General features: G+C 70.2%; 15 protein-coding genes. 11 read left to right on the top strand and 4 right to left on the bottom strand.

The features are described 5' to 3' along the window. The first annotated feature begins 10 nt into the window (after positions 1 to 10). The 5 genes from OG588_RS02580 to OG588_RS02600 all read left to right on the top strand — a co-directional run bounded on the left by OG588_RS02580 (position 11) and on the right by OG588_RS02600 (position 9489). Positions 11 to 2002 (top strand): alpha-1,4-glucan--maltose-1-phosphate maltosyltransferase, encoded by a 1992-nt coding sequence (locus OG588_RS02580; protein WP_405945825.1) that lies wholly within the window; start codon positions 11 to 13, stop codon positions 2000 to 2002. Further along, a complete protein-coding gene (gene treS, locus OG588_RS02585) occupies positions 1999 to 3717 on the top strand; it encodes a maltose alpha-D-glucosyltransferase (RefSeq protein ID WP_019057032.1) in 1719 nt (572 codons plus the stop codon). Before OG588_RS02580 ends, treS begins: the two co-directional genes overlap by 4 nt. Before the next feature lie 28 nt (positions 3718 to 3745). Further along, positions 3746 to 5107 (top strand): maltokinase N-terminal cap-like domain-containing protein, encoded by a 1362-nt coding sequence (locus OG588_RS02590; protein ID WP_405945826.1) that lies wholly within the window; start codon positions 3746 to 3748, stop codon positions 5105 to 5107. A 5-nt stretch (positions 5108 to 5112) separates the two neighbouring features. Beyond that, on the top strand, positions 5113 to 7443 hold the full coding sequence (glgB, locus tag OG588_RS02595) for a 1,4-alpha-glucan branching enzyme (RefSeq protein WP_405945827.1): 2331 nt from the start codon (positions 5113 to 5115) through the stop codon (positions 7441 to 7443). 138 nt (positions 7444 to 7581) lie between these two features. Beyond that, positions 7582 to 9489, top strand: a complete 1908-nt coding sequence (locus tag OG588_RS02600; RefSeq protein WP_405945828.1) for an AMP-dependent synthetase/ligase — start codon at positions 7582 to 7584, stop codon at positions 9487 to 9489. 19 nt (positions 9490 to 9508) lie between these two features. Here OG588_RS02600 and OG588_RS02605 read toward each other — a convergent pair whose 3' ends face one another. Beyond that, positions 9509 to 10333 carry a methyltransferase domain-containing protein gene (locus tag OG588_RS02605; protein WP_405945829.1) on the bottom strand — a complete coding sequence of 275 codons (825 nt, stop codon included), beginning with the start codon at positions 10331 to 10333 and terminating at the stop codon, positions 9509 to 9511. 248 nt (positions 10334 to 10581) lie between these two features. Between OG588_RS02605 and OG588_RS02610 the strand changes: the two genes are divergently transcribed. The 4 genes from OG588_RS02610 (at position 10582) to OG588_RS02625 (ending at position 15161) form a co-directional block, all read left to right on the top strand. Next, positions 10582 to 11958: an NAD(P)/FAD-dependent oxidoreductase gene (locus tag OG588_RS02610; protein WP_405945830.1), complete on the top strand. Its 1377-nt coding sequence runs from the start codon at positions 10582 to 10584 to the stop codon at positions 11956 to 11958. A 47-nt stretch (positions 11959 to 12005) separates the two neighbouring features. Continuing rightward, a complete protein-coding gene (locus OG588_RS02615; RefSeq protein WP_405945831.1) occupies positions 12006 to 14255 on the top strand; it encodes an FUSC family protein in 2250 nt (749 codons plus the stop codon). A gap of 28 nt (positions 14256 to 14283) precedes the next feature. Continuing rightward, positions 14284 to 14463 carry a hypothetical protein gene (locus OG588_RS02620; protein ID WP_405945832.1) on the top strand — a complete coding sequence of 60 codons (180 nt, stop codon included), beginning with the start codon at positions 14284 to 14286 and terminating at the stop codon, positions 14461 to 14463. A gap of 248 nt (positions 14464 to 14711) precedes the next feature. After that, positions 14712 to 15161 (top strand): cyclic nucleotide-binding domain-containing protein, encoded by a 450-nt coding sequence (locus OG588_RS02625; protein WP_405945833.1) that lies wholly within the window; start codon positions 14712 to 14714, stop codon positions 15159 to 15161. A gap of 6 nt (positions 15162 to 15167) precedes the next feature. Here the strand turns inward: OG588_RS02625 and OG588_RS02630 are convergent, their stop codons facing one another. Continuing rightward, the gene (locus tag OG588_RS02630) at positions 15168 to 16478 is read right to left on the bottom strand and encodes an MFS transporter (RefSeq protein ID WP_366094765.1); all 1311 of its coding nucleotides are present in this window, start codon (positions 16476 to 16478) and stop codon (positions 15168 to 15170) included. Positions 16479 to 16558: 80 nt separating this feature from the next. Continuing rightward, a complete protein-coding gene (locus OG588_RS02635; RefSeq protein ID WP_405945834.1) occupies positions 16559 to 17170 on the bottom strand; it encodes a LysE/ArgO family amino acid transporter in 612 nt (203 codons plus the stop codon). Between the two features lie 69 nt (positions 17171 to 17239). Here OG588_RS02635 and OG588_RS02640 point away from each other — a divergent pair, with 69 nt between their 5' ends. Beyond that, complete coding sequence (locus OG588_RS02640) at positions 17240 to 18142, top strand: LysR family transcriptional regulator ArgP (protein WP_405953038.1); 903 nt, start codon at positions 17240 to 17242, stop codon at positions 18140 to 18142. Between the two features lie 170 nt (positions 18143 to 18312). Here OG588_RS02640 and OG588_RS02645 read toward each other — a convergent pair whose 3' ends face one another. Then, positions 18313 to 19020, bottom strand: a complete 708-nt coding sequence (locus OG588_RS02645) for a TetR/AcrR family transcriptional regulator (RefSeq protein WP_405945835.1) — start codon at positions 19018 to 19020, stop codon at positions 18313 to 18315. Between the two features lie 139 nt (positions 19021 to 19159). Between OG588_RS02645 and OG588_RS02650 the strand changes: the two genes are divergently transcribed. Then, positions 19160 to 20380, top strand: coding sequence for a saccharopine dehydrogenase family protein (locus tag OG588_RS02650; RefSeq protein ID WP_405945836.1), 1221 nt, complete (start codon positions 19160 to 19162; stop codon positions 20378 to 20380). Positions 20381 to 20669: the final 289 nt, after the last annotated feature.

Genomic DNA, 20669 nt, shown 5'->3' on the forward strand with positions numbered 1-20669 from the left:
GGTGAGACCCATGAACGCGACCCCGGCAGCCATCGGCCGCATTCCGGTACGTGACGTACGCCCGTCCGTGGACAGCGGCGCACGCCCGGCCAAGGCGGTGGTCGGCGAGACGTTCCAGGTCACCGCCACCGTCTTCCGCGAGGGCCACGACACGATCGGCGCCAACGTCGTCCTCTACGACCCGGACGGCCGCCCCGGCCCCTGGACCCCGATGCGCGAACTCGCCCCCGGCAGCGACCGCTGGGGCGCCGAGGTCACACCGACCGTGACAGGCCGTTGGTCCTACGTCGTGGAGGCCTGGGGCGACCCCATCGCCACCTGGCGCCGGGCCGCCCGCATCAAGATCCCGGCCGGCATCGACGTCGGCCTGATGCTGGAGGAGGGCGCGGAACTGCACGCCCGGGCCGCCACCGGGGTGCCCGAGGGCCCGGCCCGCGCCACGGTGCTGGCCGCGGCGGACGCGCTGCGCGACGACACGCTGGCGGTGGGGACACGGTTCGTGGCGGCGTTGACTCCGGGTGTGGAGGGGGTGCTGGAGGCCTGTCCGCTGCGGGAGTTGGTGACGGTTTCCGAGCCCAGGTCTCTGGTGGTCGAGCGGGAACGGGCGTTGTACGGCGCCTGGTACGAGTTCTTCCCGCGCTCCGAGGGCACGGCCGAGATCCCGCACGGCACCTTCCGTACGGCCGCACGGCGGTTGGACGGGATCGCGGCGATGGGCTTCGACGTCGTCTACCTGCCGCCGATCCATCCGATCGGGAGCACGTTCCGCAAGGGCCCGAACAACACCCTGTCGGCAGGGCGCGAGGACGTCGGCGTCCCGTGGGCGATCGGCTCGCCGGAGGGCGGGCACGACGCGATCCACCCGCAGCTGGGCACGCTGGAGGACTTCGACGCGTTCGTCGCGCGGGCCGCCGAGCTGGGCATGGAGATCGCGCTGGACTTCGCGCTCCAGTGCTCCCCCGACCACCCGTGGGTGGAGAAGCACCCGGAGTGGTTCCACCACCGCCCCGACGGGACGATCGCGTACGCGGAGAACCCGCCGAAGAAGTACCAGGACATCTACCCGATCGCCTTCGATCGGGACATGGACGGCCTGATCGCGGAGACCGTGCGCGTGCTGCGGCACTGGATGGACCACGGGGTGCGGATCTTCCGCGTCGACAACCCGCACACCAAGCCGGTCGTGTTCTGGGACCGGGTCATCGCGGAGATCAACGGCGCCGACCCGGACGTGATCTTCCTGGCCGAGGCGTTCACCCGTCCCGCGATGATGGCCACCCTCGCGCAGGTCGGCTTCCAGCAGTCGTACACCTACTTCACCTGGCGCAACACGAAGGAGGAACTCACCGAGTACCTCAGCGAGTTGTCGGGCGAGGCGGCTGCCTACATGCGGCCGAACTTCTTCGTGAACACCCCGGACATCCTCCACGAGTTCCTCCAGGAGGGCGGTCGACCCGCCTTCGAACTGCGCGCGGTACTGGCCGCCACGCTCTCCCCCACCTGGGGTGTCTACAGTGGCTACGAACTGTGCGAGAACGCCCCTCTCCGGCCGGGGAGCGAGGAGTATCTCGACTCGGAGAAGTACCAACTCCGCCCGCGCGACTGGGAGTCCGCCGAGCGGGATGGACATGGCATCGCGCCCTTGCTGGGCAGGCTCAACGACATCCGGCGCCGTCACCCGTCGCTGCACCGGCTCAGGAATCTCCGCTTCCACCGGACGGACAACGACGCGCTGATCGCGTACAGCAAGACCACGGGTGTGGACACGGTTCTGGTGGTCGTCAACCTCGACCCGCACCACACCCAGGAGGCCATGGTCTCGTTGGACATGCCGCAACTCGGCCTGGAATCAAACGAATCCATGTCGGTGTACGACGAACTGACGGGTGAGTCCTATCAGTGGGGCAGGACCAACTATGTGCGTCTCGAACCCGGCCGGGCTCCCGCGCACGTGCTCCACGTCCGGCGGTCCACTCAGAGCGGAGGGTCAAGAGCTTCATGACTGTCAACGAACCGGTCCACGACACCTTCGAGGACACTCCCGCCAAGGACCGGGACCCCGAGTGGTTCAAACGCGCCGTCTTCTACGAGGTCCTGGTCCGCTCCTTCCAGGACAGCAACGGCGACGGCATCGGTGACCTCAAGGGCATCACCGCCAAACTCGACTACCTCCAATGGCTCGGCGTCGACTGCCTCTGGCTACCACCGTTCTTCAAATCCCCGCTGCGGGACGGCGGTTACGACGTCTCGGACTACACCGCCGTACTCCCCGAATTCGGCGATCTCGCGGACTTCGTGGAGTTCGTGGACTCCGCCCACCAGCGGGGCATGCGCGTCATCATCGACTTCGTCATGAACCACACCAGCGACCAGCACCCGTGGTTCCAGGAGTCGCGAAAAGACCCCGACGGACCGTACGGCGACTACTACATGTGGGCCGACGACGACAAGCAGTACCCCGACGCCCGCATCATCTTCGTCGACACCGAAGCCTCCAACTGGACCTTCGACCCGGTCCGCAAGCAGTACTTCTGGCACCGCTTCTTCTCCCACCAGCCGGACCTCAACTACGAGAACCCGGCCGTCCAGGAGGAAATCCTGGCCGCCCTCCGCTTCTGGCTCGACCTCGGCATCGACGGCTTCCGCCTCGATGCCGTCCCCTATCTCTATGCGGCCGAAGGCACCAACTGCGAGAACCTGCCCGCCAGTCACGAGTTCCTGAAGCGCGTCCGCCGAGAGATCGACGCGATGTATCCGGACACGGTGCTGCTGGCGGAAGCGAATCAATGGCCCGAGGACGTCGTCGACTACTTCGGCGACTACCAGAGCGGCGGGGACGAGTGCCACATGGCATTCCACTTCCCCGTGATGCCACGGATCTTCATGGCGGTCCGCCGGGAGTCGAGGTATCCGGTCTCGGAAATTCTCGCCAAGACCCCGGCCATTCCCACCGGTTGTCAGTGGGGCATCTTCCTCCGCAACCACGACGAGCTGACCCTGGAGATGGTCACCGACGAGGAACGCGACTACATGTGGGCGGAGTACGCGAAGGACCCCCGCATGCGCGCCAACATCGGCATCCGCAGGCGCCTCGCGACCTTGCTGGACAACGACCGCAACCAGATCGAACTCTTCACCGCCCTGCTGCTCTCCCTCCCCGGCTCACCGATCCTCTACTACGGCGACGAGATCGGCATGGGCGACAACATCTGGCTCGGCGACCGCGACGCCGTACGCACCCCCATGCAGTGGACACCCGACCGCAACGCGGGCTTCTCCACCTGCGATCCCGGCCGGCTCTTCCTGCCGACGATCATGGACCCCGTCTACGGCTACCAGGTCACCAATGTCGAGGCGTCGATGTCGTCGCCTTCGTCGCTGCTGCACTGGACCCGCCGCATGATCGAGATCCGCAAGCAGAACCCGGCGTTCGGGCTGGGGTCGTACACCGAGCTCCAGTCGTCGAATCCGGCGGTGATCGCGTTCCTGCGTGAGTACGAGGACGATCTCGTGCTGTGCGTGCACAACTTCTCGCGGTTCGCGCAGCCCACCATGCTCGATCTGCGGGAGTTCGACGGCCGGCATCCCGTGGAGCTGATCGGCGGGGTGCGTTTCCCCGCCATCGGTGAACTGCCGTATCTGCTGACGCTCGCGGGACACGGCTTCTACTGGTTCCGGCTCTCGCGAGCCGCTCCCCGCATCGGCCGACGACTTTGAGGATGGGCCCGCGAAAGGACGCGTCATCATGCCGAAGACCGCACCCCTCCGACTGAGCAGCCCCGGCGTCGACAGGCCTCCGGCCACGCTCGCCGGGCTGCTGCGCGCATGGCTGCCCGGGCAGCGCTGGTTCGCCGGCAAGGACCGGCCGGTGGCCGACCTCGATGTGCTGTCCACGACGGAGCTGTTCCCCGGCTGCCTCCATCTGCTGGTCCGCGCCTCCCACACCGGGGTCCCCGCGCCGGTCGGCACTCCCCCGCCCGGCGACTGCTACCAACTCCTGCTCGGCGTAAGGGAGTACGTCTCGCCGCGTCTCGCCCGGGCCTACATCGGGCGGGTGCAGGAAGGTCCGTTGGCCGGGCTCGCGGTCTACGACGCGCTGCAGGATCCGCGGTCGGCGGAGCTGCTGTTGGAGCGGTTGCGGCATCCCGGTACGACGGGTCCCCTGCACTTCGAGGCGGACCCGTCAGTGTCCGTGCCCGCCGGGCTCTCGCCTCGGCTGCTGGGCGCCGAGCAGTCCAACTCCTCGCTGGTGTACGGCGATCGGTTCATTCTGAAGGTGTTCCGGCGCATCCAGCCCGGCGTCAACCCGGACCTGGAACTGCCGGGCGCGCTGGCCGCGCAGAGTTGTACCCGGGTGCCCGCGCCGGTGGCCTGGTTCCGGACGGCGGAGCCGCGGGCCGCGACGCTCGGTGTGCTCCAGCCGTTCCTGCCGGACGCCTCCGACGGCTGGGCGCTCGCGCTGCGCGCGCTGGCCGACGGTGCCGAATTCACCACCGAGGCCCATGAGTTGGGGCAGGCCACCGCCGAGGTCCATCTCGCGCTGGCCGCGGCTTTTCCGTCCGAGAGCGGTACCGGAAACGAACACACGGCGACCGCGATGACCGAACGGCTGGAGGCCGCCGCGCACGCCGTGCCCGCGCTGCGGCCGTTCGTGCCGGGGTTGCGGACCGCGTTCGGCGCGCTGGTCGGCCGGGATGCCGGGCCGCCCGCGCAGCGCGTCCACGGCGATCTGCATCTCGGGCAGGTGCTGCGGGCCGGACGCGACTGGTTCGTCATCGACTTCGAGGGCGAGCCGTCCAAGCCGCTGGCCGAGCGGCGCAGCGCGCAGTCCCCGGTGCGGGACATCGCCGGCATGCTGCGCTCCTTCGACTACGCGGCCCGGCAGCGCCGCCCCTGGCGCCCGGAGTGGGCCCGTCGCTGCCGCGAGGCCTTCTGCGCGGGCTATGCGGCCAGAGCCGGCTGGGATCCTCGCACCCAGCACGCCCTGCTGCGCGCGTACGAGACGGACCGCGCTGTGTATGAAGTGCTGTACGAGGCCAGACACCGTCCGGACTGGCTTCCCGTACCCATGGCGGCGATCGAGCGTCTCGCCGTCCGAGGAGGCTGAACTCCGTGGCCCTGCGCGACACTTCACCTCAGGAGGCGGGCGGTCCGTCCACGACCGCCGACCCGGACACGGGCGAATCGACCGAGCCCGCCGCGCCGGAGACCGGTGGCCCGGCCACGCCCGGCGTACCGGAGACCGGCGGCCGGACCCCGAGCCAGACACCGGGGACGAGCGGCTCGCCCACGGCATCCTCCGCACTGGACCCCGCCGACCGCGACCGCCTCCTCTCCGGCGCCCATCACGACCCGCACGCGCTGCTCGGCGCGCATCCGGTGCCGGGCGGGATGGCCTTCCGGGCGCTGCGTCCGTACGCCCGTGCCGTGAGCGTCGTGATCGACGGAACGCGCACCCCGCTCACCTCGGAGGGCGGCGGCCTCTTCTCCGGCGTACTCCCGCTCGACGCGATCCCGGCGTACACGCTGCTGGTGTCGTACGCGGAGGGCGACGAGCACGAGGTCCACGACCCGTACGCCTTCCTCCCCGCGCTCGGTGAACTCGACCTGCACCTCATCAAGGAGGGGCGGCACGAGGAGCTGTGGAAGGCGCTCGGCGCGGAGCCGATGACGCACGGCGGAGCAGCCGGCACCCGGTTCACCGTGTGGGCGCCGAACGCCCAAGGGGTGCGTGTCGCCGGGGAGTTCAGCTCCTGGGACGGTACGGCGTTCCCGATGCGGTCGCTCGGTTCGTCCGGGGTGTGGGAGCTGTTCCTGCCGGGTGTGGGCGAGGACGCGCGCTACAAGTTCGAGATCACCTCTCGGAGTGGCGAGCGCTTCCTCAAGGCCGATCCGATGGCCCGCCGTACGGAGGTGCCGCCCGCCACGGCGTCCATCGTGACCGCCTCGCACTACGAGTGGGGCGATGAGAACTGGCTCGCGCGGAGGACGGAAACCCCGGTCCATGAGGCGCCGTTCTCCGTCTATGAGGTGCATCTCGCCTCCTGGCGACGGGGATTGACGTACCGTCAGCTCGCCGTCGAACTCCCCGCCTACGTGAACGAACTGGGCTTCACCCACGTCGAGTTCATGCCGGTGACCGAGCATCCCTTCGGCGGCTCGTGGGGCTACCAGGTCACGGGCTTCTACGCGCCGACCTCCCGCCTGGGCACCCCGGACGACTTCAAGTTCCTCGTCGACGCCCTGCACCGGGCCGGTATCGGCGTGATCATGGACTGGGTTCCGGCGCATTTCCCCAAGGACGACTGGGCGTTGGCCCGGTTCGACGGGGAGCCGCTGTACGAGCCCGGGGACGCGCGGCGGGCCGAGCATCCGGACTGGGGGACGTACGAGTTCGACCTCGGACGGACCGAGGTGCGCAACTTCCTTGTGGCGAACGCCGTCTACTGGTGCCAGGAGTTCCACATCGACGGCCTGCGCGTGGACGCGGTCGCCTCGATGCTCTACCTCGACTACTCACGCGACTCGGGCCAGTGGACCCCGAACGTCCATGGCGGGCGCGAGGACCTGGACGCCATGGCCTTCCTCCAGGAGATGAACGCGACCGTGTACCGCAGGGTGCCGGGAGTCGTGACGATCGCCGAGGAGTCCACCGCCTGGGACGGGGTGACCCGGCCGACCGACACCGGCGGGCTGGGCTTCGGGTTCAAGTGGAACATGGGCTGGATGCACGACTCGCTCGACTACATGTCGCACGAGCCCGTCCACCGGAAATTCCACCACCACGAGATGACCTTCTCCATGGTGTACGCGTACAGCGAGAACTACGTGCTCCCCATCTCGCACGACGAAGTCGTCCACGGGAAGCGGTCGTTGGTGTCGAAGATGCCGGGCGACTGGTGGCAGCAGCGCGCCGACCACCGGGCGTATCTGGGCTTCATGTGGGCCCACCCCGGCAAGCAACTCCTCTTCATGGGCCAGGAGTTCGCCCAGGGCGCCGAGTGGTCCGAGTCCCACGGCCCCGACTGGTGGCTCCTCGACCCCGCCTACGACGCCGCACCCGACCACCGGGGCGTCCAGCACCTCGTCCGGGACCTGAACACGGTGTACCGCGCGACCCCCGCCCTCTGGCAGCTGGACACCCAACCCGCCGGTTTCCGCTGGGTTATGGGCGACGCGGCCGAGGACAACGTCTTCGCGTTCCTGAGGTTCGCAGCCGACGGGTCCCCGCTCCTGGCCGTCAGCAACTTCTCCCCGGTCGTGCGCCACGACTACCGGCTCGGCGTCCCGGACGACATTCCCGCGTGGCACGAGGTACTCAACACCGACGCCGCCGAGTTCGGTGGCAGCGGTGCAACCAACCCCTACCCGGCCAAACCGGAGGACGGCCACATCCGGCTCACACTCCCGCCGCTCGCGACGGTTTGGCTGACACCGGAGTGACAGGTGAATCGTAGCCAAAATCGGTAAGGGCACTTCCCGGTTCCCCTCACCAAACGCTCACACCTGGGCTACATTCGAGCACCGTCGATAACAGCAATGATCGGCAGAGTCACGCCCCGTACAACCCAGGAGCAGCGCATGCGCGACTTCGCCGTCGCTCCACCCCCCACCTCCACCGCCATCAACGGCGGCCTCGCCGACAGCATCTTCGAGACCGCGGTCCTCCATCCCACCCTTCCGCTGGTCGCCCGCAGGCCCGACCCGACCTCCACCGAGTGGGAGGAGGTGACGGCCGTAGAGCTGCGGGACGAAGTCGTCGATCTGGCAAAGGGGTTGATCGCCTCCGGGATCTCGCCGGGCAGCCGGGTCGCGATCATGGCCCGTACCCGGTACGAGTGGACCGTGTTCAGCCACGCCCTGTGGGCGGTCGGCGCCGAGGTCGTGCCGGTGCATCCGACATCCTCGCGCGAGCAGGTCGAGTGGATCCTGCGGGACGCCAACTGTGTGGCCGTGGTCGTGGAGGACGAGCAGGGCATCATGACGGTCGGTACGGTGTGTGCCGCGCTGCCGCTGCTGCGGCACGTCTGGCAGTTGGACTCCGGTGCCCTGGCCCAACTCGCCGAGCGGGGCACGTACATACCGCAGACCACCGTGGACTCGCTGCGCCGGATCGTGATGCCGGACTCGACCGCGGTCGTCGCCTACACCTCGGGCACCTCGGGCCGCCCCATGGGCTGCGCGCTGAGCCACCGCAGTCTCGCCAGCCCCTGCGACACGCTGCTCGCGGGCTGGTCGCACACGGTGGCGCCCCCGGGGGAACAGCCGGCCGTGCTGGCCTTCCTGCCCTTCTCGCACGTGTACGGGCTGATGATCCAGGGGCTGTGCATGCGCGGCGGCTGGCTGATGGCCCACGAACCGGAGATGACCGAGGCGGCGCTGGTGTCGGCGCTGCGCACGTTCCGGCCGACCTATCTGTACGCCGTGCCGTCGATCTTCGAGAAGATCTACAAGAACTTTCTCCGTACGGCCCAACAGACCGGCCGGGGCGCCCTGTTCGAGCGCGCCGCGTCGACCGCGAGGGAGTTCGCCGCGGCCGAGGAGAGACAGAGACTCGGCCGGGGCTCGGGTCCCGCCTTCGATCTGCGGCTCCAACACGCCGTGTTCGAGCGGACGGTGTACCGCAAGCTGCGCTCGGCGCTGGGCGGCCGGGTGGTCCGCGCGACGTCGGGCGGTTCGCCCCTGAACCGTGAACTGTCCTTGTTCTACTCGGGTATCGGCATCCTCGTGCACGACGGCTACGGCCTCACGGAGACCGCCGGCGGGATCACGATGCAGCCGCTGGGCCGGGAGAAGATCGGCACGGTGGGGCAGGCGCTGCCGGGCACGGAGATCCGGGTCGCGGAGGACGGCGAGATCCTGGTGCACGGCCCTTCGGTGTTCCAGGGCTACATCAACGACGAGCGGGCGACCCGGGCCGCGCTGCACGCGGGCTGGCTGGCCACCGGGGACATCGGGCGGCTGGACACCGAGGGGTATCTGACGATCACCGGCCGCAAGAAGGACATCCTCATCACCAGCAGCGGCAAGAGCGTCGCGCCGGCCGCTCTGGAGAACCGGCTGCGGATGCATCCCCTGATCCATCAGGCGGTGGTCGTCGGCGACGACCGTCCCTGTGTGGGGGCGCTGCTCACGCTGGACCCGGAGTTCGTGGCGCACTGGCGGGCCGGTCTCGCGCTGCAGAGCGACGCGCGGGGCCGGGAGGCGCGGGAGGAGAACGCGCTGCGGGAGGAGATCACCCGGGCCGTCGCGGCCGCCAACAGCCCTGTGGGGCGCGCCGAGTCGATCCGGGTGTTCCGGGTGCTCCCGCAGCCGTTCGACGTCGCGGGCGGGCTGCTGACGCCGTCGATGAAGCTGCGCAGGGACGCTATCGTGCGGCACTACGCGTTCGAGATCGACGCGATGTACCAGGCACGCGCACGTGTCCCGCAGCAGTCGGCGGAGGAGCAGCTCGCGGGCTGGGACGACGCGGACAACGTGTTCCGTTAGGGGCATGTCCGGCCGGGGGTCATTCCGGGCGGTGGGCGACGACCGCGAACATCGTCACGGACATGTGCAGCGCGCCGCGCTCGGCGGCCTCGGTGAGGTCGGCGTAGGCGCGGTCGCGCTGGGCCTCGGTCAGTGCGCCGCGGCGTACCGCGGACTCGCCGAGCATGCGGATCAGCGGCCAGGCCACCGACCGGTGGTCCTGGTGCAACGCCTGCGAGCCGCGGTCGTCGACGACGAGTCCGGCGGCGCTGAGCTGGCCGACGAGTCGGCGTCCCGAGTAGGGGTTGGCCGCGCTGGTGAGGGCGCCGGAGGTGAACGCGGCCGTGACCTCGGGGTCGCCCGGGTGCAGGATCGTGGTCGCCCAGTCGGTGTCGAGCAGGGCCACACGTCCGCCGGGGCGCAGCACGCGGGCCATCTCGGCGACGGCCTTGTCCGGTTCCGCGAGGTGCTGGAGCACCCGTTCGCACCAGACGACGTCCGCGGAGGCGTCGGGCACGGGCAGGGACAGCGCGTCGCCGTCCGTGAAGCGGGCCGGGCTGCCGGCCTTCGCGGCGCGTTCCTCGGCGACCGCGCGCAGTCCGGGGTTGGGTTCGACGCCGAGCGCCGACCCGTCGACACCGACCGCCGCGGCCAGTTCACGGGTCGTGGAACCTGTCCCGGCCCCGATGTCGAGGGCGCGTTCCCCGCTGCCCGGGGCGAGCGCCTCGTGCGCCCATGCGCGCAGTCGTCGTACGCCTGGATTGGCTTCCTGGATGTCGAGCGCGGCCACCAGCCGCGTCACATTGCCGGTGTCGATGTTCTGGGTGCGGAAGCCTGACCCCGGCTCGGGCTGAGTGTGCGACATGGCCAGCACTCTACGGTCCGGAGCGATCGCCGACTGATCGGTCAAAGGTCATTCAGGTACGCCATTTGTTCACGCGTCCGCGGCGTACGGACGGCGTCGGCGGGGCATGCTGGTGCCCACGCGTTCGTCTGCCTGCCGCGCTCAGCTGGCGGAACGGCTCCCGGCACGGTGGGATCGATGTGGTGCGAGGCAGCGATCCAGGGGCAGGCGTACGGCGTCGAGGCAGACCGCCTGGAGCCGCAGAAGGGATGAACACCGTGACACGACCGAGGATCCTGGTGGTTGGCGCAGGCTTCGCAGGAGTGGAGTGCGTTCGCCGTCTGGAGAGGAAACTGAACACCGACGAGGCGGACGTCACCCTGGTGACACCGTTCTCCTACCAGCTCTATCTGCCCCTGCTGCCCCAGGTCGCCTCCGGCGTCCTGACCCCGCAGTCGATCGCCGTCTCGCTGCGCCGCAGCAAGAAGTACCGCACCCGGATCATCCCGGGCGGCGCGATCGGTGTGGACATCAAGGCCAAGGTCTGTGTGATCCGCACGATCAACGACGAGATCGTGAACGAGCCCTACGACTACATCGTGCTCTCCCCCGGCAGCATCACCCGCACCTTCGACATCCCCGGGCTGACCGATCACGCCTTCGGGATGAAGACCCTCGCGGAGGCCGCCTACATCCGCGACCACGTCATCACCCAGCTGGACCTCGCGGACGCGAGCGACGACCCGGCGGAGAAGGCGTCGCGGCTGCAGTTCGTGGTCGTGGGCGGTGGTTACGCCGGCACGGAGACGGCCGCCTGTCTGCAGAAGCTGACGCACGCCGCGGTCAAGCGCTACCCCCGGATCGACCCGGGTCTGATCAAGTGGCACCTGATCGACATCGCGCCGAAGCTGATGCCCGAGCTGGGCGACAAGCTCGGCAAGAGCGCGCAGGAGATCCTCACCAAGCGCGGTATCGACATCTCCCTGGGAGTGTCCATCGCCAAGGCGGGGCCCGAGGAGGTCACCTTCACGGACGGGCGCGTGGTGCCCACCCGCACGCTGATCTGGACAGCCGGTGTGGTCGCCAGCCCGCTGATCGCCACGCTGGGCGCGGAGACGGTGCGGGGGCGGCTCGCGGTCACCTCCGACATGAACCTCCCGGGCCAGGACGGCGTGTTCGCGCTCGGCGACGCGGGCGCGGTGCCGGACGAGGCCAAGGGCGGGGACGGCGCGATCTGCCCGCCGACCGCGCAGCACGCCATGCGGCAGGGCAAGGTGGTCGCCGACAACGTGATCGCCACGCTGCGCAACCAACCGCTGAAGCCGTACGTGCACAAGGACCTCGGGCTCGTCGTGGACCTCGGCGGCAAGGACGCGGTGTCCAAGCCGCTCGGCATCGAACTGCGTGGCCTGCCCGCCCAGGTCGCCGCCCGCGGCTACCACTGGGCGGCACTGCGCACCGGCGTCGCCAAGGTCCGCGTGGCGACGAACTGGACGCTGAACGCGCTGGCCGGTGACGACTTCGTGCGCACCGGCTTCCAGGCCCGCAAACCGGCCACGCTGAAGGACTTCGAGTACACCGACTCGTACCTCTCGCCGGAGCAGGTGCGGGACCGCATCGAAGGGGCCAAGACCCAGGAGCCGTAGCATCGGTGTCACGGATCTTGAGGTGAACCTGGGGAGAGTACGGCGGCGTGAGGGCAGTGGGACGGGCGGCGTGGGCACGGGTGCGGTATCGCGTCGCGGCGTCCGATCCCGGACTGCTGCGGCTGACGGCCGGGCTGCGGACGGTGGCCTCGATCGCGCTCACGCTGATCGTGCTCTCCCTGGTGCGTGCCTCGGTGCCGCATCTCGTCGCCGGGGCGATGGCGGCGATGGTCTCCACGTTCGCCATCCGCGAGAAGCAGCGCGGGCAGCAGGCGGTGACGCTCGCGCTGGGGCTGCCGGTCGCGCTGGCCTCGGTGTCGCTGAGCGCGCTGCTGAACTCGCGGGTGGTCGCCGGTGACGTCTTCTTCGTCCTGCTGATCTTCGGCGCGGTCTACAGCCGCCGCTTCGGCGACCGCGGCACGGCCCTCGGTCTGATCGGCTTCCAGATCTACTTCCTGTCCCTGTTCGTCGGCGCGACCGTCTCCGCGCTGCCGCGGCTCTACGGCGTGCTCGGCGTGGCCTTCGTGTGCAGTGCGCTGGTGCGGTTCGCGCTGGTGCCGGAGACACCGGCCGGGACGCTGGACCGGTTGCGGCGGGCGTTCCGGGCGCGGTTCGCCCAACTCGTCACCGCGCAGCTCGCGTTGCTCGACGCGGGTCCCGATGACATGGAGAAGGCCCTCGACGACGTACGGGAGGGCACCGCGCGGCTGCACGAGACGGCGCTGCTGATCCAGGGGCGGCTGGAGGACGGGACCGCCGACGAGACGGTGGCGCGGCTCGTACAGCGGCGTATCGCCGACGCCGAGGTCGCCGCCGAGCGGCTCGGGCTCCTGCTGCTGACCGCGCGCAGCGCCGAGCGGGGTCACACGCTGACCCTGCATCTGCCGGGCGCGCCCGTGCCCGCCGGTGATCTACTGCCCCAGCGGGACGAGACGACCGACACACTGCGCCGCGATCTGGAGGCGCTGCGGCTGCTGGTCCTGCGGCCCGTGGGCGAGGACTCGGGCACCGGGCTGGCGCATGTGCGCAACCGGCTGCTGGGCTATCGCGAGGAGGAGAACCTGCCGCCCGCCTCGGACGCCGTGCAGGACGTGTTTCGGGGCATCGGCGAGGCCGGGCGTGCGGTGCTGGGGCTGCGGATCGCCGTGGACGGGCCGCAGGACGAGTCGGAGGACACGCCCGCGACGACCCGCTCGCGCGAGGAGCTGGACGCGGAGGACATCGCCATCGCGGGCAGCGAGGAGAGCGAGGCCGAGGACGCGGAACGCACCGGGCTGCGGCGGCCGACCACGCGCGCGGCCGTGCAGGTCGCCGTCGGATCCTCGCTGGCGATCATCGGCGGCGAGTTCCTGTCCAGTCAGCGCTGGTACTGGGCGGTGCTGACCTGCTGGATCGTCTTCATCAACACCTCGTCCACGGGCGAGATCCTCGTCAAGGGCTACCGGCGGCTGCTGGGCACGGTCCTGGGTGTGGTGGCCGGTATCGGCCTCGCGGGCCTGGTCGGGCATCACACCTGGACGGCGTTCGCGCTGGTGCTGCTGTTCATCTTCGCGATGTTCTACACGGCACCGCTGTCGTACACCCTGATGTCCTTCTTCGTCACCGCGATGCTGGGCCTGCTCTACACGCTGCTGCACACCTACAGTGCGTCGGTGCTGCTGCTGCGGATCGAGGAGACGGCCCTCGGCGCGGCCTGCGGGGTGGTCGCGGCGGCGCTGGTGCTGCCGGTGCACACGGACCGCCGTACGAACGAACTGCTCGGCACCGTGCTGCTGCGGCTCACGGACGTCACCGAGGCCGCCGTCGACCAGCTCAGCGGTGGAGCGGCGGCCGAACTGCTCGACAAGGCACGGGACTTGGACCAGGCGCTGGCCGATCTGAGCGCGTCCACGCAACCGTTGACGCACCCGATCACGCCGTTGCGGGCGCGCCGGGACACGGCGCGGTATGTCGTCGCGCTCCTGGAGACCTGTGCCTATCACGCGCGGTATCTGGCGGCGACCGCCGAGCTGCTGCCCACGCATCCGTCGATCGCGGCCGATCCCCGGCTGAGCGAGGCGGGGCGCCGGATCGTGCACAACATCGGGGTGATCGGCGCCCATGTCGCCGGCGGGGACGCCGTCGGTGAGATCGAGACCGGGCCGAGCATCGCGTCCCTGCTGCGGCCCGGGACGCCGGGGACCCCGCGCTACGGGCGGGTCACCGACCGTGTGCTGCGGCATCTGCAGCGCCTGGACGAGGCCGTGGTCGGCCTGGCCCGGCCGCTCGACGTACCGATCGCGACGCCGGTGAAGTGAACTCCGCGTGCCTGGGTAGGCGACGGACATGAGTGAAGTCGTGGACTCGGACGAACTGTTGCGGCGCATCCAGCGGGCCCGGGCCTTCGCCGCCCAGGAGGTGCAGACGTGCTCGCAACAGGGCGACGCCGTAAGGGAAGTGGCCTACGAGGTGGTCCTGCGGGTGCTGGACGAGATCGTGGCCCCCGGACGGCATGCCACGAAGTGAAACCGGTCACGCGACCGGTTGAACTGGGTACGAAATGCCCGTACATGGTTTACGGTTCATTCATACGTGGATACGGGGTCGACCTCACCGTCCCCCGAGCCACCGCTTACGGCCCTGGCTGGTCTCCCCCGTCCAGCCAGGGCTTTTTCATGCCCGATTCCGTCCCCCGAGGTGCCCGGGACGGCGGCAGCGGCTGAAATGGGCGTAGGGAGAATTCCGGATCCGCTGCCGGCGAGGAGCCCTGTGCCATGACCCAAGCGATAAAACTGCTGACCGCCCTGCCCCAGACCCAGCGCGAACGGCTGATGGAGCTCGCGCAGGAGGTCTCGTTCGCCGAGGACTCCCGGATCTTCGAGGCGGGCGGCACCGCCGACCGCTTCTGGGTCGTCCGCTCCGGCGCCGTCTCGCTCGACCAGCAGGTCACCCCGCAGCAGCGGGTCACCGTGGCCACGCTCGGCGCGGGCGACCTGCTCGGCTGGTCGTGGCTGTTCCCGCCGTACACGTGGGACTTCGGCGCGGAGGCGTTCAGTGCCGTGCGGGCCTACGAGTTCGACGCGGCGGCCGTGCTCGCCCTGAGCGTGGAGGATCCGCTGCTCGGGCTGTCCCTGGTCCGGATCGTCGCGGAGATCCTCGCGCACCGGCTGGCGATGACCCGGAGCAAGCTGATGGAGCACTACGCGAGCCATGGGCCCGTCTGAGCGCCCTCAGATGCGGTAGCGGCGCAGCGCCGGGACGGTGGCGGCCAGGGTCAGCATGATGACCACGACCAGGATGCCGCCGCCCGCGACCGCCGTACGGGGGCCAAATGCCGAGCCCGCCGTGCCGTGCAGGACGTCGGCGAGGCGCGGGCCGCCCGCCACGACGACGGTGAAGACGCCCTGCATACGGCCGCGCATCTCGTCGGTGGCGGCGGACAGCAGGATCGCCCCGCGGAACACCATGGAGACCATGTCGGCGACTCCGGCGGCGGCCAGGAAGACCACGCCGATCCAGAGATTGCTGCTCAGCCCGAACCCGGTGATGGCCACGCCCCAGGCGACGACCGCGCCGATCACCATCCAGCCGTGCCGGCGCGCCCGCGAGAACGTGCCGGAGAACAGTCCACCGACCACCGCCCCGATGGGAATCGCCGCGAACAGCATGCCGAGGGCGAGGCCCTCGCCGTAGGGCGCGTAGGTCTGGGCGGCGAGCTGGGGGAACAGGGCGCGGGGCATGCCGAAGACCATCGCGATGATGTCGGCGAGGAACGACAGCAGCAGCACCTTGTGCAGCGAGATGTAGCGGAAGCCGGCGGCGACCTCGCGCCAGCCCGCGCGGCGCGGTGTCGCGGACTCCAGGGGCGGCAGCGAGGGCAGCTTGACAACCGCCCAGAGCGTGACGCAGAGGGCCAGCGCGTCGATGAGATACAGCTCGGGCAGGCCGATGACCGGGATGAGGACGCCCGCGAGGAGCGGCCCGACGACCTGGCCCGTCTGCATGACGGTCGAGCCGAGGGCGTTGGCCGCGGGCAGCTGCTCGGCGGAGACCAGGCGGGCGATGGAGGCGTTGCGGGCGGGCGCGTTGAGGCCCCAGAACGCCTGCTGCAGCGCGAGCAGCACCATCAGCGCGGCCACCGAGTCGAGCCCGACGGCGGCCTGCACCCAGAACAGCACCGAGGTCACGGCTATGCCGCTGTTGGTGATCAGCAGCAGTTTGCGGCGGTCCATGCTGTCGGCGAGCGAGCCGCCCCACAGCGCGAACACGATGAGCGGCACCAGGCCGGCCATGCTCGCGGCGCCGACCCAGGCGGAGGAGCCGGTGATGTCGTAGATCTGCTTGGGTACGGCTACCGCGGTGAGCTGGCTGCCGACGGCCGTGACGATGGTCGAGGACCACAGGCGGCGGTAGGCGGGGATCTGCAGAGGGCGGGTGTCCATCGCCCAGCGGCGCCAGCCGCGCCGGGGGCCGGTCGCGGGTTCCTCGGCCTTCGCCGACTCCGGTTCGGTGCCGCTGTCGGTGCTCTCGCTGGTGTCCACTGGCTTCCTGATTGCTCGCTACATCTAATCGGCCGGGGTTCACTATCGCAGGAGCGGCTGTGGCTGCCGAATCCGCCGTCTCACGCACCGGCGGCGAGCATCGCGCCGAGACCGATCATCGTCGCGGCGACCAGGCCGTCCAGCACCCGCCAGGCCGAGGGCTTGGCGAGGAAACGGCTGAGCAGGCGGGCGCCGAAGCCGAGTGCGGTGAACCAGCACAGGCTGGCGCAGACGGCGCCGAGTCCGAAGGTCCAGCGCAGCGGGCCGCGGGCGGCGGCGATGGAGCCGAGCAGGAAGACGGTGTCCAGGTAGACGTGCGGGTTGAGCCAGGTCATCGCCAGACAGGTCAGGACGGCCCGGCGGCGCGAGCCGGTCGTCTCGCCCTCGGTCCGGAGGGCGGCGGGGCGGAAGACCCGGCGGGCGGCGAGCACGCCGTAGCAGAGCAGGAAGGCGCCGCCGATGAGCCCGACGGCCTTGAGCGCGCCCGGCCAGGCGACCACGACCGCGCCTACCCCGCCGACGCCCAGCGCGATGAGGAGCGCGTCGGACAGGGCGCAGATGCCGACCACGGCGAGGACGGCGTCGCGGCGGATGCCCTGGCGCAGGACGAAGGCGTTCTGGGCGCCGATGGCGACGATGAGCGAGAGGCCGGTGCCGAATCCCGCGGCGGCGGCGGAGAGTGCGTTGGTCACGCCCTCGACGCTAAGGACACCGGCATCAGGAGTACAGCTAAAGATTCTTACGTAACATTAGCGCTCGTGATGGTTTCGGAGCTGCCCCTCGATCAGGTGCGGACGCTGCTGGCGGTGGTGGACGAGGGCACGTTCGACGCGGCTGCCGCCGCGCTGCATGTGACACCCTCTGCGGTCAGCCAGCGCGTGAAGGCCCTGGAGCAGCGCACGGGCCGGGTCCTCCTGCTGCGCACCAAACCGGTGCGCACGACGGAGTCCGGCGAGGTGGTCGTACGCTTCGCCCGCCAACTGGCCCGCCTGGAACGGGACGCACGCGCCGAGCTGGGCATGAGCGAGGCGGGCGAACCGACCCGCGTATCGATCGCGGTGAACGCCGACTCGCTCGCCACCTGGTTCCTGGACGCCCTCACCCGCGTCCCGCGCGAACTCCGGGTCTGCTTCGAACTCCGCCGCGAGGACGAGGACCATACGGCGGCCCTGCTGCGCGAGGGCCTGGTCATGGCGGCGGTGACCTCGTCACCGGACGCCGTCCCGGGCTGCTCGGTACGTACGCTCGGGCGGATGCGCTATCTGCCGGTGGCGAGCCCGGAGTTCAGGGAGACGTATCTGGGCGACGGTCCGCTGCGGGACGCCCTGGCCGAGGTCCCGGTGATCACCTTCGACCGGCGGGACGACTTCCAGGACTCCTTCGTACGACGGCTGCGGCGGGGGCAGGGCGGCGCGAGTGCGGTACGGCATCTCGTGCCGACGTCGGAGGGCTTCGTGGCCGCCGTCGCCGCCGGGCTGGGGTGGGGCATGGTCCCGGAGATGCAGGCGCTGCCGCTGCTGGATGCCGGGCGGCTGGTGAACTTCGCGCCGTCGCGGTCGGTCGATGTCCCGCTGTACTGGCAGCAGTGGAAGTTGGACTCGCCTGCGTTGGCGGCGGTGGCGGAGGTGGTCGTGGGGGCGGCGACGGAGGCGTTGCGAGGCTGAGCGCGCCATCGGTCGTGTAGATGTGCGGCTCCGTTGCGGGGGGCTGTGTGTCGTTTTTCCGCTGCGGCGCCGTTGTGGCTGGTCGCGCCCACGCGGCGGAGCCGCATATCGACACAGTCTCGCGCCCCTTTAGGGCGCCTCCGCATCGCGGTGGAACTTGTGCGGGCTGCTCAGGGACGCCCGGACTTCAGCTGGGCGGCGGCGCTGTCCAGGAGCATCTCCAACGCCGTCGGATACGCGCTGTCGACCATGCGGGCCGCCAGGAGTGGAGCCGCCTCGGCGATGCGGGGGTGGGTGGTGCGGGGTAGACGGGCGTAGGTCGAGCGCCACATGGCCTCGTCGGCGCGGAGGGACGCGGTCGGGAGGGCCAGGGACGCGGCGTCCAACGCGGCGAAGGCCAGGGTCTGGTCGATGAACGCGTGGTAGATCCGTACGGTGTCGGGGAGGGGGAAGCCGGCTGTGCGCAGGACGTCCAGTACGGCCTCGTCGGCGGCCAGTTCGTTGGGGCGGCCGGTGACACGGCTCGCCGTCAGTTGGGCGGCCTGCGGGTGGGCGACGTACGCGGCGTGGATGCGCAGGCCGATCGCGCGCAGGTCGGCCCGCCACTCCCCCGTCGGCTCCCAGCCCCGCAGCGCCTGCCCGACCAGGGCGTCGCCGATGGCCAGGGTCAGCTCGTCCATGCCGCGGAAGTAGCGGTAGAGCGTGCTGGGGTCGGCGTCCAGGGCGAGGCCGAGGCGGCGGGCGGTGAGGCCCGCGCTGCCGTGTTCGCGGAGCATGCGCAGGGCCGTGTCGACGATCAGCTGCTCGGAGAGGACCGTGCCGTTCTTGGTGGGGCGGCGCCGTCGGCGCTTCTCCTCGGACACCACCGGTTTCGGCATCGCGGCCTCCCTGCACGTCCATACGCGTCCCTGCGCGTCCTTATGCCAACGCCATTGACCTTATCCGCGCGACCGGCGTTGTATCTCCGCCAGGGCCCGGTCGACTTTCGTGACTCTCTGTGGTGAAGGAGTTCTTGCCATGCGTGTACTGCTCGTGGGAGCCGGTGGTGTGGGTACCGCGGTCACCCGGATCGCGGCCCGGCGTCCGTTCTTCGACGCGATGGTGGTCGCCGACTACGACCTGTCGCGCGCGCAGGCCGCGGTCGCCGCGCTCGGGGACGCCGGCGCCCGCTTCCGTGCCGCGCGGCTGGACGCGAGCGACGAGGACGCCGTCGTAGCGGCACTGCGGTCGCACGAGTGCGACGTGCTGCTCAACGCGACCGACCCGCGCTTCGTCCTGCCGCTGTTCCGTGCGTCGCGGACCGCCGGGGCCAACTACCTCGATATGGCTATGTCGTTGTCCCGGCCGCATCCCGAACGGCCGTACGAGGAGTGCGGGGTCAAGCTCGGGGACGCGCAGTTCGCGGAGGCGGAGGAGTGGGAGAAGGCGGGTGCGCTGGCGCTCGTCGGGATGGGGGTGGAGCCGGGGCTCTCGGACGTGTTCGCGCGGTACGCGGCCGATGAACTCTTCGACGAGATCGAGGAGATCGGCATCCGCGACGGCGCGAACCTCACCGTCGACGGCTACGATTTCGCGCCCTCCTTCAGCATCTGGACCACGATCGAGGAGTGTCTGAACCCGCCGGTGGTCTACGAGGCCGACCGGGGCTGGTTCACCACCGAACCGTTCAGTGACCCCGAGGTGTTCGACTTCCCCGAGGGCATCGGTCCGGTGGAGTGCGTGAACGTGGAGCACGAGGAGGTGCTGCTGGTCCCGCGCTGGGTCGACGCGCGCCGGGTCACCTTCAAGTACGGTCTGGGCGGCGACTTCATCGAGACGCTCAAGACCCTGCACCTGCTGGGCCTGGACCGCACCGAGCCCGTCACCGTGCCGAGTGCTGCGGGGCCGACCGCCGTGTCGCCGAGGGATGTTGTCGCCGCCTGTCTGCCCGACCCGGCGACGCTGGGCGACCGTATGCACGGCAAGACGTGTGCGGGCACGTGGGTGCGCGGCACGAAGGACGGGGCGCCGCGCGAGGTGTACCTCTACCACGTGGTCGACAACCAGTGGTCGATGGCGGAGTACGGCTCCCAGGCGGTGGTCTGGCAGACGGCCATCAACCCGGTGATCGCCCTGGAGTTGCTGGCCACGGGCGCGTGGACCGGCTCGGGCGTGCTGGGCCCGGAGGCGTTCCCGGCCGGTCCGTTCCTGGACCTGTTGACGGAGTACGGGTCGCCGTGGGGGCTGCGGGAGCAGTGATCGCGCTCGATCGCGGGGAGCGGTGGGGAGTTGAGAGGGCGTCAATCGCCGTCGGAGGGCGGTCTGGAGTTGAGGCGTCGCCGATCTCCGCCCAGTGGAAGGGAGTTGAACGGGCTCCAATCCCCTTTCGCTGAACCAGAGTTGATCGGCCACCAATCCCCGTCCAACAGCCGCGAGTTGGGGGACCACCAGTTCCTGGCCGGTGTACGGGGGTCGAGCAGTCACCACCCCCCGCCCAGCGAACGCGAGTCGAGCCGTCACCGACTCCCGTCCAGTGGAGGTGAGTCGA

The sequence above is a fragment of the Streptomyces prunicolor genome (genome assembly GCF_045162825.1).
GTDB lineage: Bacteria > Actinomycetota > Actinomycetes > Streptomycetales > Streptomycetaceae > Streptomyces > Streptomyces prunicolor.

Excerpts from the sequence above, each read along its gene's own strand:
- OG588_RS02580 (WP_405945825.1), top strand. The coding sequence starts at position 11 with ATGAACGCGACCCCGGCAGCCATCGGCCGCATTCCGGTACGTGACGTA.
- treS (WP_019057032.1), top strand. The coding sequence starts at position 1,999 with ATGACTGTCAACGAACCGGTCCACGACACCTTCGAGGACACTCCCGCC.
- OG588_RS02590 (WP_405945826.1), top strand. The coding sequence starts at position 3,746 with ATGCCGAAGACCGCACCCCTCCGACTGAGCAGCCCCGGCGTCGACAGG.
- OG588_RS02600 (WP_405945828.1), top strand. The coding sequence starts at position 7,582 with ATGCGCGACTTCGCCGTCGCTCCACCCCCCACCTCCACCGCCATCAAC.
- OG588_RS02605 (WP_405945829.1), bottom strand. The coding sequence starts at position 10,333 with ATGTCGCACACTCAGCCCGAGCCGGGGTCAGGCTTCCGCACCCAGAAC.
- OG588_RS02610 (WP_405945830.1), top strand. The coding sequence starts at position 10,582 with ATGAACACCGTGACACGACCGAGGATCCTGGTGGTTGGCGCAGGCTTC.
- OG588_RS02620 (WP_405945832.1), top strand. The coding sequence starts at position 14,284 with ATGAGTGAAGTCGTGGACTCGGACGAACTGTTGCGGCGCATCCAGCGG.
- OG588_RS02625 (WP_405945833.1), top strand. The coding sequence starts at position 14,712 with ATGACCCAAGCGATAAAACTGCTGACCGCCCTGCCCCAGACCCAGCGC.
- OG588_RS02640 (WP_405953038.1), top strand. The coding sequence starts at position 17,240 with ATGGTTTCGGAGCTGCCCCTCGATCAGGTGCGGACGCTGCTGGCGGTG.
- OG588_RS02645 (WP_405945835.1), bottom strand. The coding sequence starts at position 19,020 with ATGCCGAAACCGGTGGTGTCCGAGGAGAAGCGCCGACGGCGCCGCCCC.
- OG588_RS02650 (WP_405945836.1), top strand. The coding sequence starts at position 19,160 with ATGCGTGTACTGCTCGTGGGAGCCGGTGGTGTGGGTACCGCGGTCACC.